Source organism: bacterium (assembly GCA_035419245.1).
Lineage (GTDB): Bacteria > Zhuqueibacterota > Zhuqueibacteria > Residuimicrobiales > Residuimicrobiaceae > JAKPUX01.
The window spans coordinates 30,252-45,622 of the sequence record DAOLSP010000009.1; the positions used below are offsets into that span (position 1 = coordinate 30,252).

Annotated in this window: 10 protein-coding genes; all 10 read right to left on the reverse strand. The window is 47.2% G+C overall.

Going from position 1 to position 15,371, the window contains the following annotated elements; all coding sequences use genetic code 11:
- Positions 1 to 25: 25 nt before the first annotated feature.
- Complete coding sequence (gene fucU / locus PLH32_11700; protein HQJ65268.1) at positions 26 to 460, reverse strand: L-fucose mutarotase; 435 nt, start codon at positions 458 to 460, stop codon at positions 26 to 28.
- Positions 461 to 478: 18 nt separating this feature from the next.
- Complete coding sequence (locus PLH32_11705) at positions 479 to 1,540, reverse strand: zinc-binding dehydrogenase (protein ID HQJ65269.1); 1,062 nt, start codon at positions 1,538 to 1,540, stop codon at positions 479 to 481.
- Between the two features lie 25 nt (positions 1,541 to 1,565).
- Positions 1,566 to 2,588, reverse strand: coding sequence for an aldo/keto reductase (locus PLH32_11710; protein ID HQJ65270.1), 1,023 nt, complete (start codon positions 2,586 to 2,588; stop codon positions 1,566 to 1,568).
- Positions 2,589 to 2,946: 358 nt separating this feature from the next.
- Entirely contained in the window at positions 2,947 to 4,563 is a 1,617-nt protein-coding gene (locus PLH32_11715) for a glycoside hydrolase 43 family protein (GenBank protein HQJ65271.1), read from the reverse strand.
- Positions 4,564 to 4,600: 37 nt separating this feature from the next.
- Positions 4,601 to 6,610, reverse strand: a complete 2,010-nt coding sequence (locus PLH32_11720) for a DUF362 domain-containing protein (protein HQJ65272.1) — start codon at positions 6,608 to 6,610, stop codon at positions 4,601 to 4,603.
- Between the two features lie 32 nt (positions 6,611 to 6,642).
- On the reverse strand, positions 6,643 to 7,659 hold the full coding sequence (locus tag PLH32_11725; GenBank protein HQJ65273.1) for a LacI family DNA-binding transcriptional regulator: 1,017 nt from the start codon (positions 7,657 to 7,659) through the stop codon (positions 6,643 to 6,645).
- Positions 7,660 to 7,721: 62 nt separating this feature from the next.
- A complete protein-coding gene (locus PLH32_11730; GenBank protein ID HQJ65274.1) occupies positions 7,722 to 10,040 on the reverse strand; it encodes a hypothetical protein in 2,319 nt (772 codons plus the stop codon).
- A complete protein-coding gene (locus tag PLH32_11735; GenBank protein HQJ65275.1) occupies positions 10,037 to 11,779 on the reverse strand; it encodes a peptidylprolyl isomerase in 1,743 nt (580 codons plus the stop codon). The genes PLH32_11730 and PLH32_11735 overlap by 4 nt, the downstream gene beginning before the upstream one ends.
- A gap of 191 nt (positions 11,780 to 11,970) precedes the next feature.
- Positions 11,971 to 13,002: a LacI family DNA-binding transcriptional regulator gene (locus PLH32_11740; GenBank protein ID HQJ65276.1), complete on the reverse strand. Its 1,032-nt coding sequence runs from the start codon at positions 13,000 to 13,002 to the stop codon at positions 11,971 to 11,973.
- A 528-nt stretch (positions 13,003 to 13,530) separates the two neighbouring features.
- On the reverse strand, positions 13,531 to 15,285 hold the full coding sequence (locus PLH32_11745; GenBank protein ID HQJ65277.1) for a T9SS type A sorting domain-containing protein: 1,755 nt from the start codon (positions 15,283 to 15,285) through the stop codon (positions 13,531 to 13,533).
- Positions 15,286 to 15,371: the final 86 nt, after the last annotated feature.

The following is a 15,371-nucleotide window of genomic DNA, read 5'->3' on the forward strand; positions in this document are numbered from 1 at the left end:
TTTGCATATTCTCATGATCGTTGAACTAGTTAGAAATCACAACTCCCTTTTTTAAAATAATGTTTGCATACAGAGCGGATTCACCTGTTGATATTACAGCAAAAGCTTTTTTTGCTCTTTCATAAAATTCGAATCGTTCAATAAATTCAAACGTTGAAAAGGGTTCTTTACTGTCTTTAATAATTTTTCGATATTTTTCCCATATGACAGGATTCACATTATCACCCGGAGTTACAGCCATTAATCCTACTGGCTTTTCAACATAGGTATCGAGCGGAAAGAATTTCAATATGGCTTCTAATACTTCAGGCACATTGTGTCCATCAAGACGCACTAATCTATGTGCAACCGAAGCGGCTGGAAAATTTCCGTCCGCGATTACAATTTCGTCCCCATGCCCCATCTCCATGAGTATTTTAAGCAAGTCCGGGCTTAATATTTTTGGAATATGTTTCAGCATTTTATAACCTCCTATTGACTATTTAATTTCCTCGTCAAAAACAACAGCAACTTTACCGCATTTTCCGCTGGCCATTAATGAATAAGCCTGACCGGCTTCGCTCAACGGAAATCGATGGGTAATTAATAACTCCGGTTTTATTTTCCAGCGAACCAGCCTTTCGACAAGTTCTTCCATACGCCAAATGTTTGTGACCCAAGAACCATAAATAGTTTTTTGATCATGAATTATATCTCGCGATGGTTGGAATTCACATGTCCCGCCTTCTCCGAGAAATACAATCTTTCCCCATTTGCGTGTAGCCTGTATGCACGTGAGGCGCGCCTTGTTATTTGCCGAACAATCGATTGATTTTTCTACACCGTATCCAGATGTTAAATCCAACATGTGCTTAAGATTATCATCTTGATTTTTAATGACTTTATCGAATAAACCAGTATCTTGTGCAATAGATAATCTTTCATCAATCACTTCGATTCCAAATATTTTTTGTGCACCCATTGCTCTACAAAGCATAGCGGATGCCAAACCAACGGGTCCTAATCCGGTGATCAGTACAGCGTCATTTCCGCTTATCCCAATTTTTTCCAATCCTTCATATACGGTCCCAAAACCACATGCAACCTGTGCCCCATCAGAATAACTTAATTCATCTGGCAGGTAGACGAGATCTTTTTCTTCAGCAAGCAAATATTCTGCCATTCCCCCATTACGCTGCCAGCCGTAGGCCCTCCGGTAAGGACTTGTGCAGGATATCATATATCCTCTGCGGCAGTCGTTGCACACGCCGCAACCTGAAATGTGATAAACAATTACACGATCTCCAGTTTTAAACCGCCGGCACCCTGGACCAGTTGTGACGATCTGACCACATGGTTCATGCCCGGCAATCATTCCAGGCTGGTATCCTTCCGGACCTTTACCAAGATGTTGGTGATAGATACATCTTATATCCGAACCACAGATTGTAGAAGATTTCATTTTTAGTAAAACCTCGCCATGCCCTGGAACAGGTATATCAAATTCCTTTAGTTCCACAGTACTGTTTCCGGGCATAATTGCGCCGATCATTGTACTCATATTTTATCTCCTGTGAAAATAGTTATTAAGGAGGAGTAATTTCTCCATTCAAATCCCACAAGTCCTCCCAGCTCTGGTTTTCTTTCCACAGAAACACCTGTCCTTTAATTAGTCTGCAATTTTTATCTATTTGTGAAATACTTTGCATATCATTTTCGGTTAATTGGAATTTGACAACAGATTCAAGATTTTCAAAGTAATGATTTACAGAAAATGGAATCGGGATTTGCCCGCGTTGGATTGACCATTTAATGGCAACTTGTGCCGGCGTGACATTTAATCTTTCAGCAATGGACACGAGCAGTGGGTCTTCAAGGTCAATGGTATCATCCGGGGTTCTATCGCGTTGAGGCCGTCTCGGTGAGCCGAGCGGACAATAAGCAATCGGTTGAATACCGTGCTGTAAACAGAATTCCAACAATTCCGGTTGTTGAAAATGAGGGTGCAATTCCATTTCGTTGCATGCAGGTTTTATTTCTGCATCTCTCAATAGCAACTTCAACTTGGGAATAGTCATATTGGACGTTCCGATATGTTTAACAAGACCTTTATCAACCAGCTTTTCCATTTCACGCCATGTTTTCATATAATTTTCATGAATGTAGGGCTGGGCGTTCGCACTCCGCGACCTAACATCGCATTTTGGCGGATGGTAATTCGGAAAGGGCCAGTGGACAAGATAAAGATCAAGATAATCTATTTGCAAATCTGCCAATGACTTGATGCAAGACTCTTCAACTCTATCGTGCATGTCGTTCCAAACTTTTGATGTAATCCACAGATCTTCTCGTTTAAGAAAACCGCTATGAATTATTTTTTTAAAAATAGAACCAATGTTTTTTTCATTCCCATAAACGGAGGCACAGTCAATGTGCCTGTAACCTGCGTAGATCGCTCTCTTGACTGTCTGGGCTACTGTTTCGGCAGGCACTGAATCCGAACCGAATGTTCCGAGTCCTATGCACGGTATTTTGTGGCCGGTACTTAGAGTAAGTTCTGGGATTAATTCCGGATCGATTTGTTTTCTGTTGGTACTATTCTCGATCATATAAATCTCTGGCATTTACAGTTAATTGCACTTGACATAAGAATGATATCCGGATATTTTTCATGAATGGCCTATGTGAATAGCAGCCAGTTTTCGCATAGGGCGCTTGGCCGATCTCAAGGTGTTTCAGATTAAAGGATTGGTGTCCGCGCGTCGACGGTATTCTTCCCATGGTTCATATACACAAAATCCTCGTCCTCAACCCAGCAACCGCCGGTGAAGCGCAGAATTCTTGACCGCGCTTGCAAAGGCTTGAAGGCAAAAAGACATAACCAATAAAAGCGAACCAAAGCCAAGTCAGTAAATTTTTGCGCTCATATTTCTTTTCATTCGGCAGTCCGGCATTTTTAAGTCTTGCCTATTTTACAATGATAGATCCCAATCCGGCATTCGTTTCAAACCAATCAAAATCGACATAACCGCCCAAGGCTTTCGTGGCATAGTTGAACAGACAGAATTTGTTGCCGGTAAAAATTTTCAGATTAAACTTCATCTTGAGTTCGTCGCCGAGCCGGATATAGGATTTGTTATCCAGGCTGTAGGAAAAGAAAGCCGTGCCGGTATGGGGTACTGCGTTGCCGTGATACAGTTCGGCCGCGCCGGAGCCATAAAACGCATGGGCGCGCAGATAGATGGTAGAATGCTTGACGGCTACAGAGTCCACGGTTTTGCCGTTATGGATCATGAGGAGATAATGCTGTCCGTTCGTTTTTCGAACTGCCAGAGAAGCGTAGGGATTTTGCAGCACCGCTATCCCGGCCACATCTCCTTCCCTCATCTGGCTCACATCCATGACCGTGGTGGCCATGGAAATCAACGAATCGGAATAATAGGCGAACATCCTCTGGGTCAGTGTATTGCGCGCTTCAGGCAGACTGTCCACGATCGATGCGGTTTTCAGCCTCAAAAATCCTGGCCGTTCCGACAAAGACCATTTGCTGGGATCCGGGTTATGATTCCAGCCCCACTGCATTCCCAGCGCAGGGTTCAGAAATTCATCGGATGTGGGCAGCACCTTAATGGGATGTTCTTTGCCGACGTTGGGTTTTGGAGCGGTGACAACCGCTTTGCCGTTTACACCGACCAGCGGCCAACCATCCTGCCAAGTGACTGGTTGCAAGGAAGGAAAACGTCCAAAGGGACCGCTATCGACGAAGAGCATGGACCACCATTCGCCGGTTTGTGTTTGAATCAAAGCGCCCTGATGGATGCCATAGTTGGGACCGTGGGTCGTATCGCGAATGGCGATATTTTGTTCGTAGGGACCAAAAATGTTTTGCGATCGCAGTGCCACTTGAAAGCCGTCCAATCCACCGTAGGTGCAGTACAGGTAATAATATCCGTTGATCTTGTACACGTGGCTGCCTTCAAGACCATTGCGGATATTGCCTGTAAACACAAGCGAATCCGGACTGATCGGAGAAAAGTTTTGATCCAATTCGGTCATGCGAATGGTGCTGTATCCGTGAGCGACATAGATTCTGCCGTCATCATCAAAGAAGAGGCCGGGATCGTAAAATCCCTTTGGCAGCCTGGAGATCTGCCACGGACCTTCGGGTTTGACGGCGGAACAAACAAACCCGCCTTCATCTAGCGTGATGAAAAGTAAATAAAATTTGCCGAGATGATATTTGAGGCTTGTCGCCCATTGACCATGTCCGTACCGATGGCAGCCCTCGAGATCATAGCATCGGCTGAAATCGAATCGTGGTACAGCATTGTTGCAGTACTCCCAATTCACCAGATCATAGGATTTCAGAACTGTGACGCCAGGAAAAACGAACATGGTTGTGGTCACCATATAATAGACGTCGCCGACACGGATGACGTCGGGGTCCGGAAAGTCGGCCGCAATGACCGGATTGGTAAAGGTGCCGTCGCCGTTATCGCTATGCAGTTTTTGCGCTGTTACAGAGGTGCATATGCATATAAAGACGAGACACAGCCATTGGCCGATTTTCATCGGATTTTTCATACAACTGCTCTTTCCTATTGGGTCGTGTCTCCCGATATCATCTCAGAAGCGTAAATCGCTTTATGGAAGTAAAATCATTTGCCGTCAATTTGTAATAATACACACCGCTGGCGAGTTGACTGGCATTGAACGAAACCATATACGTTCCAGCAGCCCGGTCGCCATCCTCCAGCGTCGCCACTTCTCTGCCGATGGTATCATACACTTTGATGGTCACCCTTGAAAAACCGGGAACCGAATAACTGATTTTGGTCGAGAGATTAAACGGATTCGGATAATTCTGGCTGAGAATATAGTTGGAGGCCAGAACCGCTTCTCTTTCCACGTTGGTATAATTCAGTACTTTGACCAGCTCAATGCCGGTGTTGAATCCAAGGTCTCTGGAATACTGTTTATCGGTCAGGTTATTCCAGTGTTCGTGGGTTCCTAAACTCTGAAGATGTCGGCTGGTGTTATCGGGATCATATTGAATGCCGGCGGCCCATAACGTCGTATCGGCAGCCTGGTGCAAATAATCATCCGCTGCCGGTTTTTGTGGGTAAGTGCCGGCGCCGTCGCCGATATTGCGCGAGGCGGTGAATTCCGAGCGCAAGAAATCGTAACCGACCGATTCGATAGCCACCGGATCCAGGGAAGCAAAAACCGATGACATCCAGTCTGTATTAAACGGTGGCATGGTAAATTTTTTCGGGTAACTGATTTCCTGATCCGCGGCCCACAAAGCATCCAATAAATAAACCAGCGATTTCCGGCCGAGTAATTTATGCCCCATCAGATCCACTTGTACGCGATACATGCCGTAGTCGGTCCTGCTCACACCGGGTTTATTGGGAGTTTCCTGCGGATCGACGAGACCATTATGTAAATGAGAGGCATCACCACGGGTGTGAGAGCCAAAGTGATTTTTCGCAAACATGGTGATGCCGGCGCGTTTATGTCCCTTGAGCATCGGCAGGTTTATCAGATATTCGACCTCTTCATAGATGGTATAAAGATAATCACTATAAACAGCGGCGCCGCCTGGTCTGAAAGCATCCCACACATTTTCTCGCAGAACCGTTCCCTTGTCCGAATAGAAGATTTTCGCCGTGGTGCTGGCCGTAAACTTCTCTCTTCCCAGCGCTGCATAATTATCATGACTCATATAGTGCACGTCAGGAAATTCATTATGCCACATATCGTAACAGTGCTTGTAGGTATTTCTCATTGGGTCGCCGACATAGATATCACTTTGTGCTACTCCTACAACGTTGACCAGTTGCCTCAGTACAGAAAGAACCATTTGCGGAGAAGTTTCTGAAATGCCGTATGAGCTATTGGCGACGACAGAGAGATCTTTCGTGCTGAAATTGCCTCCCCAACCGCTAACGTTATTTATCTTAATGAAAATTTTTTCTCCGGTTTTATATCCAACGCTCCCTTTGCCTCTGGTATTGTTGTGAAATTCGAATATTGCGTTCCATGCATCCGCATCGGTGGATTTCCCGGTCAGCGATCGGATCGCCTTACCGACCATTCCATCTATCACGGTTTGATCATTATTTTCAGGCATCCACCAGGCATGTCCAACCGAATTGGCTATACAATTTTCATTTGTTGCATTGGGATCGTAAACCCAAACCACTCTGCCAGGGAAAATGCCCTTGCCTTCGCCGATGGGCGCATTGCCAACATGAAGCGAATTCGGTAAGCGGATATCGGCGTCCGTGTTCGGCGAGGTAAAGTTGCGAAATCCGTAAAAGACAGCCAGAAAAATCACCAGATAGATAGCCACATACATTCTTTTTCTAGTCTTCCAGTATCCGAGTGCAGAGGCGGCCAGGGCAAACAGATAGACCAGGAATCCGGCAGCCACAGGAGTGGCCGCTTTGACGCACGGGTACTCGGCCCGGCTGGGTTTTGGCACGACTCGAATCAGGATCCACAACAGGGCGGCCAGGCCGGCGATGGGAAAGAAAATTTTGTACCATACTCCCGGTAAGATGATCTTTTTCACTTTGCCGGTTTTGGGACATACTTGAATAAATTTATCAAATACGGTCTTCATCACAGCTCCTTTGTCGACTGGTCTGAAACTATTTAGTTAGGGTACAGAATAGATTGATTCCAAAAAAAAGTCTCATCGATCTTGAGTTGTATATGATTCGAATAACTTTTCTCCTCGATTTCCTTGACGAGTAAATGGGTTGCAGTCAGACTCAACGCCCGGGGGTCCTGATGGATAATCGACAAAGGGGGAGAAAATGTCTGGGCGATTTCGTTACAGCCAAAGGCGACGATGCCAAAGTCTTGCGGAATTTTCAGGCCTAATTCCTTGGCGGCCTGATAGACTCCCAAGGCGGCCCGATCGTTAACAGCCAGGATAATTTCGGGCAGAGGGGTGGAATGATATAATTTCTTGAAGGCACGGTAACCGTCCGTAACTTCAAATCCGCCTTCAATGATCCAATCCTGGTTTATCTCCAATCCGTTTTTTTGTATCGCCTGTCGGAACCCCTTTTGGCGTTCCTTGCCGATGCTGGTGTTCGAAAATCCGGCAATGTGTGCAAATCGGCTATATCCCTTGTCGATAATCATTTTTAGGGCGTCCATCGCACCCTTTTGATCATTAAAAGTGACGCTGGAAAACTTTAAGCCCTCGTACTGTCTGTCAAAAAAAACGAGTGGAATATTCAGTTCTTTGATGTGGGTAAAAATCTGTGGGTGTTGAGTTTGCTGAGTGAGGCAGACTAATAAACCGTCGACTCTCATTCCGATCAATTTTAGCAGGTTTCGTTTTTCCCTATTTTGATCCTCGCGAGAGATGGTTACAAAAACACTGTAATTCAAATCGTCCGCGGCATCGATTATGTTATCTGTCACTTGGGCAAAGAAGGGATTTTCCAGATCCGGGATGACGACACCGAGTGTATAGCTGTGTCTAGACTTTAAATTCTGTGCAATCAAATTGGGTGAATAACCCAATTCCTCAGCGACCTGACGGACCCTGATTTTCATCTCGGTGGAAATATCCGGATGATTACGCAGCGCCTTGGAAACCGTTATCCGGGTTACATGAAGTTTTTTTGCGATATCAGACTGGGTAACATGCGCCATAGGGCATTTCCGCAGGTAGAAGATTGGAAAATGGATTACTCACCCCAGGATGAATAAGCCGGCTAAGACCTTAGGGTGAGTAAAAAGAAAAAAATGATCGAATAAAAAAACAGTCCGAGTGCAAAGGCTGCGGTAAACCCGAAAACCATGGAGATAACAAGCGCCAGGATGGAACCCAGAACCGACATGGCGCCATTGACTCCGTACATCCAGGGAATTTGGGCGGAAAAATCATCTTTCAGGATTTGAATGGCGCCGGGGAACGGAATGCCCAGAAAAAAACCCAGAGGCGCAATCATGGCAAAACACAGCGTTGACCGCAACAGCTGATGATATCCCATCAGGGAACGGAGCACAAGCGGACAGCAAAGATAAACAATCCCGCCCGATACGACAATCAGTAAACTGACGATCCGCATTCCCTTATGGCGGTCATCGGATAATAATCTTTTTCCCAGATAACTGCCGCAGCCCATGCCGATCAACAAAGAACCAAGCAACAGGGAAAGAGCGATTGTCGGAGAACCCAGATAGAGAATTAGCTTTTGAAACAGAGCGACTTCCACGATCATAAATCCTAATCCTGTGCAGCTCACCACCAGCAATGCCAACCCGAGATCCTGCATGGTCTTTTGCGGCGACCGTTTTCTCAGATTGTAAAAGGGTATGGCTATTATACAAAGGTTGATGAAAACCAGACAAGCCAGCAATCCGAGATACTCTGCCGGTATGCCTTTGCGGATCTTGTAGAAATAAGGACGGTCATCCAAACAGGGCGAAACATCGTAGGGGCAGTGGCGGAGGTAATTCCGCAGCCCTTCCACATTCGGGCTGACCTGTTTCAGAAGGGCATTTACTGGTGTATCCGTGGCTTGTAGTAGACGGTGAGGGAAATAGGTGATTCGGGGCAAGTAGGCCGGGAGTTGAGATTGCAACTTCTCCATTTGCTCGACTTGTTCCTCGGTAAAGCCGTTTTTCCTGATGACCACGGTCGGGGCGAAATCTTGCTCCCAAATCAGTACATGATTAAGCAGCTCTTCGATCGGGAAGCCCTGCTGCCTAAAGGCTTCGAGTGCGGTGATCAGTAATCTCGCCAGTTCCCACCGGTTATGAACCGTAATGATGAGACGCCCTTCGGGCGTCAGTATGTTCCAATAGTCCTGCAGCGCCTCCACCGTCAGAAGAAAATTTTCGCTCACGGCAAAGTTGTCGATATTTTGCAGTTGTTCGGTGGATGGCAAAGCCATGACCAGCAGGTCGTAACGTCGGCTGCAGTTTTTAACATAATGGCGGCCTTCCGCAACATCAATCCGGATATTCGGGAAATCGGTATAGAGGCCACCGTTAAAATCCCTGTGACTTTTGACGATGCCGACAAAATCAGGGTTGATTTCAACGCCGGTGATTTGTTCGACTCCGGAGAGCAAACCCAACAATACTTCCTTGCCGCCGCCGGGGCCGATTACCAGCATGTTGTTGCGTTCGTCGTTTGTTAAAAATAAAAATGGAATGGCACCGGTCTGTGTGATCAGGAGATTTTGCAGCAAGATATCCGGATTCCGGACATCGCCGGAAAACCGGTACATCTGTGTGCCAGCAGCGCCATCGATGAAGAGCTGCCGAACCATATCCTGGTCATCGTACTCTACCAGATCAGCCCGTCCGTAAATGCTCCAACGGCTGTCCATGATATGCGAAGTCCTGGCTGCATCCGGATAAACCTGATAGAAATCCTTCTCCGGGAAACGTCCGATAGGAATGGGCCCTAGCAGGTCCGCGTCCCGGAGCAGGATAAGCCAACCTGCCGAGAAACACAACAAGACCCCCAGGCCGAAAAGTAGTACCTTTTTTATTTGACGATAGCTCAGCAGGACTCCGGCGGAGACGATCAATATGCAGAGAAAAAAAACGCTGTTCGAAGCCCCTAAATAGTTCAGTAAAAAGATAGCTGATATGGAACCAGCCGCAGCGCCGAACAAATCAAACGCATACAGCCGGAAACTGTATTCAGCCCAGAATTTGAACAGCTGCGAATAGACGATGCCACCCAGGAAGAAAGGAACAAAGAGCAAAATCAGGTAGATTATTCGGTCGGTTATGCTCAAACGTATGATGGCGACGATAAACACCAGCAGGGAGAGGCCCAACCCAAAGGTGGTTCGGCAGATGATTCGGTGCATGTCGGAAAGGTCAATGGATTTAAATCGATAATGAGAGAAAACGCCGCCCATAGCCAGGCCGAGTATTGCAAGCGACAAAATGATTGCAGCGTGGTTATTGACAAAAATAACCGAGGAGATTCTCGTGGCGACGATTTCAAAACAGATCACGGCGGCTGAGATCATCCATAGAGCTGCGAACGGTGTTGAATATTTATTCATTTGTTTGTTTTCAGGTTGCGATCCAAAACCTTGGGGAAAGTTTTTGCATCATATTGTTGCCAGAGCCGGTTCCGAACCTGCCGCGTCATTTTATCTTTCATATATTTCCTGAAATCCTCCGCGATGGTGTTCTTGACATCATCATAGGATAACTGCTTTTCAGGCTGGGTATACACGTTTTTGATGACGGCGTACTGGTCGCCGGCCTCCGGATCATGATAGGCAATCGGTCCGGCTGTTTCATTGAGATTGGTACGAAAGGCGGCTTCGCCAAGATACGGCTTCTCGACGCTGAGATAGGATTTGATGCTTCCATCCCGATTACGGATGAAGGTTTTGACCAACCACCTTTCGGACACTTTCTCAAAAGGTGTGCCGTCGGCGATTTTCTGCATGGTTTCTTTGGCTGTTTGTTCGTTGTTGTAGATCATGGCGAAAATATTGATCTTCTTCAGCTGATAATAAAGAGAGTCCTTTTGCTGGTTATAAAAATTGCGCAGCATCTCCTCGGTCGGTTTCGGAATTTGCGAATCGATGACGGCTTGGTTATACAAGACGGCAATTTGATTTTTCAGTACCGGATTGACGGTTCGAGCATGGAAGATCTTCTTTCGCAGGCCGAGTTGTTCCGCTCTTTTGACGATTTGATCCGTGCGCAGCGCTTCCAGGATGAATCGTTTATGATCTTCGACGGTTAGTTTTTTCGAGGATCGCGGAATCAAAACCGTGTTCAGTAAACGAAGATACTCCCGCAAGTCGATCCGCCCGGCTGAACAGGTCAGCAGGACGGCGTTGTTTTTGACGACGGCTTTTTGCAGAATATCCTTGTAGCGATCGATATAGAAGCGGGGATCTTCCGCCCATTTGACAAGCTGCCGCAAAGCGGTTTCATTCCAGATCAAGCTGGCGTCATCGATGGTTTTACTCTTTTCATTCTCAAACTCGTTCAAGCTTTTATCCGCATAGGCGTTTCTAAGCTTCGCCACCAGTTCATCTTTAATCTTTTCGAACGGTTCCGGGGTTTTATCCTCCACGTTGACGATTTGGACGATATGAAAGCCGTCCGGGTTGAATAGAACACGGAGCGCGCCGCGGGGCAGATTAAAAATGGCGCTGTCCAGCGAACTGTAGACGGTCTGCTCCCAACCGACCGGGCGTATGGCTCGGTCTGAATTTTTGGCGCTGTTGTTTGCAGCGGTGGCGAGCAATTGGTCAAAATCTCCGCCGCGCTCGATTTCGGATTTGATATCGAGCGCCTTTTGCCTCAGCGACTGGATCGTTTCCTGCGGTGCCCTTTCAGGCAACTGCAGTAATATTTGCCGATAGTATACCACCCTGTTCACGACGTCATACACCCGGCGTGCCTGCTCCGCATTGGCGTATTTTTTCTCATAGCGTTCGGTGTAATATTCTGCGACCAGTTCTTCATTGATGATCCTACGAATGCTCTGTATCCATTTCTCGTCCTGATCCAGCCCTCTGGCGAAAAAATCGATGCGTTTCAATTGATTGGTTATCATATCCTCCAGCGCGACAGAATAGGCCTCGGACCGACTCTTGAATTTCCTCATGTACGACCAATCCGATACATATTGCTGCAGGTTTTCAAAGGTGAATGCATCTTGTTGCCCAATTCGGGCGACAACCTCCGGAGATTTTTTCGAAAAATCGGAACATCCCGTCAAAGCCAGCAACACGACCAGGATCAGGAGATTGAGCGAAATCTGAAACCATCTCATGATAAACCTCACAGCAAATTGTACTCCCACTCTAATTAGTACGCCTGTCGGTAATCGCCGATGATCGGTTCGTACGCAACCATGGGTAACTAATCGTTGAATAAGAACAGTATTGCCAAAACAACAACTCATTGGCGCCGCAAAACGCGTTTTCGTTGCCGGCCGATGCGCGCGCTTTGATGGCGCGATGGTCAGCCATTAACAGCCTTGGTGGATCCTCTGATCATGAAATCCGTTTCCAGTACTATATGTCTGGCCGGTAACGGAGTGGATGATTCTATGTTATCAATGATAATTTCCGCCGCCTTTTCCCCGATTTGGCGGTGCGGCGCGTGGATGGTCGTCAGCGGCACCGGATAAAAGAGGGCGTGCTCCACATGGTCATTGCCGATCAGGGAGATGTCGTCCGGAACTCGGATACTCAATTCTTTGAGCGCCATCATCACAGACAGGGCTTGTTGGTCATTGAAGCAGATAATGGCGGAGGGAAAATCGGCACGATTTTTTCTCTTAAAATATTCTATTGTATTTAAAAAGCTCTCTTTATAGTTCGACCCAATATAAACAACTGCGTCGGCATTAAAAACAAGTGTACTTTCGCTGAAAGCATGCCGAAATCCTTCAATGCGTTCCTGGGCACAAGAGGATTGCCGGGGACCGGCAAAATGAACGATGTTCCTGTGCCCGCAGTCAATCAGATATTTCACCGCCGTTTTCACGGCTTTACGGTTATCGATAGCCACCACATTGGCGTTGATCCCTTTGACCGCTTCCAGCAGGACAAAAGGATAATTTATCATCTTCCATCTAAACAGGTGTTCAATTTCAGCGGGCTCGGCGACCACGGGAGACAGAATCGTGCCCTTGATGTCGTTTACGGAAAAGAGCTGAAAGAATTTTTTTTCTGTTTCCGGATTATCATCGGAACTGGAAAGAAGGATCGAATAACCTCTGCGATCGGCGTAGTCCTTGGCGCCCGTGGCGATCATGGCATAAGAGGGAGTGATCAAATCCTTGACGATGATGCCGATGTTTTTGCTGAATAAGTCGGTTTTCAGATACCTGGCAGCACATTTGGGGCGAAAATTCAATTTCCGCATGACCAGCAGGACATGGTCGCGCGTCTCCGGTTTAACTGAGTTTTTATTATTAATGACGGCAGAAACGGTGCCCTTGGATACACCGGCAACCTTGGCAACATCATCAATGATGATTTTTTTCACTATTTTGTCCGGCATCATGCAGTCAAGGCCGTACACAGTAGCATATTTTAAGCTCTGTCCGACATCCACCAATTTCCATTATAAGTTGCCTCATGAGGCGCGTCACCTGAAATCATCGGTTCAGCCCGTTCTACGGAAAAGCCCAGTCTCCCAGTGTCAGTGCCGGGGAAAATCCTGGAGATCATCCGGCTCATCTTGTTCTCACTTAAAAAAAACGGGAGCATCCATTCTCCCAATTCTGAAAACCGCCGGTAGGATATCGCGGCATGTAGGATTCTTTAAAGCTGGCGAGCTTCGGCGCCGAATTGCTTCCACTACAACAAACACAGTATTAAATAGATGTTGCTCTACTCATTTTGACAAAGGGATCAATAACGAATCGATCTCTGCTATTGGGATGATTTGCCGAGATGGGCATGACAGCCTCTGCCCCGACATACTCCTAATTTGGATCCCCATGGGAGTCAAAACCCTGTCAGGGAAACAGCCCCTGACAGGGTTTATGACTGGCAACCGATAAAAGGATCCTTATTTTACCAGCATCATTTTTTTGGTGACTTCGTAGCTGCCGTCGGACAGTTTGTACATATAAACGCCGCTGGCCAGTTTGGAGCCGTCAAAAACGACATGATGGGTGATGCCGGCATTCTTATAGCCATCGACCAGGGTGGCAACTTCCCGGCCCATAGCATCATAGACCTTCAACGTCACAACGCCGGATTTCGGCACGGAATAGGCGATGTGGGTGGACGGATTGAACGGGTTCGGATAATTTTGCTGCAGAACGAAATCGACCGGAACCTCGCCTGCCGGTTTATGGGCGACACCCGTCTTGCCGGTATTCAAAGCCTTGTCAATAATGGCCATTTCGGCGCTTCTCTGCGCCAGCCATTGCGTCTTCTTGGCCGGGAACCAGTTCAGATCGCCCACCGGGAAGCCATTGGTGGCGGCGGTCAACAGGTTCGCGTTGTTGTAGGACAGATCCACCGGAATCGGAAAATCGGAGAAGACGTAATTATCGAGGCCGACATTAACCAAACGCCAATCAGGCATGGTAGAGGTGCTGGCGGTATCACAGGTGGATGTGGAGAATTCCTTTAAAACATCAACCTGGGTTGTCATCAGATCCTTTGGATCGGTGAAATTCGGTTTTTCGGTTATCCACCTGCCTTCGGTCAAATAGGGGTAGGTAGTATTGTCGTCGAACATGGTTTTGGTTCTGGTATTCATGGGGATCATCTGGCTCACCCAATTTGTGGAGCCGTTGACTTTTTTGGCATTTAACGTTGCCGGAATGTCAGCCAGTTTTGGATCCCAGTAGATCACGTTATTGTCGACCAGATATTTCCGATCTTGATGTACAGCCGTGTCCGGATAGACGTTGATCAAACCGAGCGGTTGTTTACCGGGATCCTCTTCGCCCACATCGATGGTTTTGCCGCCATAGGGCTGGACGTTGCAGTTGACGAAAATGTTGTTGGTCACGCTGATGGCGCATTGAGAACCTAAATCCAACATGACGACATTGGAGATGTTGACAAAGGTATTATGGTTGAGGATGATGCGATTGAACGGGTTGGCTCTGAATTTATACATCATGCCCTGAGCCATGACGTGGGTGCTGTTCTCCACCAGCAAGGTATCGACCGGATTGAATACGTCCATAACACCGCCGTTGCGCCGGCAGGGTTGGCCGTTCATATTGACGAAGTAGCAATCCTTGACAAAGAACGAGGTCCATTTGGCGAAGCCGCCCATGAACACCCAGCGCGTGCGTTCGAACAAATCGTTTTCCAACGTCAATTTGACGCCGTCGGCGCCATTGCCGAAAAAGTTCCAGCCCAAATCCTGCTTTGAATCCGCCGGAATAATGCTGCAGTTCTTTACCGTCAGAGCGTGATTGTTGTTGATTCCACCCGTGTTCGAACCGCCTTCCCAGGCCGCACCGCAGATGACCGGGGGATTGACGCCTACCGCTTTGTTATTAACCAGGATGGTTTTGTCCTGTCCAACAATTACGGTCGGTCTTAGTGTGGTCGGGTTGTTGACCAGCGGATAGTATCCGTTTGTTTTCAACATATAGACGCGGCCGGCCGGAACATTATTGACGTCCAGGTTGATGGCATTGGTCAAGGAGTTTTGTTCCTGATTCATATCCCAGTAATCTTTGATGACTAGAGTGTCGCCGCGTACTTCAGCGACATAGTCCATCAACGTTTGGGAAAAAACCGTCGATGCTCCTAACAAAAGCAACGCTGCAAAAAGTAGTTGTAGCTTTCGCATGACGTGACTCCTTTACTTTTTGTTCATGACCCGACGAATTATGATTGCGAAACACGTGCTTCAACAACCATGGCAAAATCTGGTTA

Bases quoted from the DNA above. Each gene is read 5' to 3' on its own strand.
- PLH32_11710 (HQJ65270.1), bottom strand. From the start codon at position 2,588: ATGATCGAGAATAGTACCAACAGAAAACAAATCGATCCGGAATTAATC.
- PLH32_11725 (HQJ65273.1), bottom strand. From the start codon at position 7,659: ATGGCGCATGTTACCCAGTCTGATATCGCAAAAAAACTTCATGTAACC.
- PLH32_11730 (HQJ65274.1), bottom strand. From the start codon at position 10,040: ATGAATAAATATTCAACACCGTTCGCAGCTCTATGGATGATCTCAGCC.
- fucU (HQJ65268.1), bottom strand. From the start codon at position 460: ATGCTGAAACATATTCCAAAAATATTAAGCCCGGACTTGCTTAAAATA.
- PLH32_11705 (HQJ65269.1), bottom strand. From the start codon at position 1,540: ATGAGTACAATGATCGGCGCAATTATGCCCGGAAACAGTACTGTGGAA.
- PLH32_11715 (HQJ65271.1), bottom strand. From the start codon at position 4,563: ATGAAAAATCCGATGAAAATCGGCCAATGGCTGTGTCTCGTCTTTATA.
- PLH32_11745 (HQJ65277.1), bottom strand. From the start codon at position 15,285: ATGCGAAAGCTACAACTACTTTTTGCAGCGTTGCTTTTGTTAGGAGCA.
- PLH32_11735 (HQJ65275.1), bottom strand. From the start codon at position 11,779: ATGAGATGGTTTCAGATTTCGCTCAATCTCCTGATCCTGGTCGTGTTG.
- PLH32_11720 (HQJ65272.1), bottom strand. From the start codon at position 6,610: ATGAAGACCGTATTTGATAAATTTATTCAAGTATGTCCCAAAACCGGC.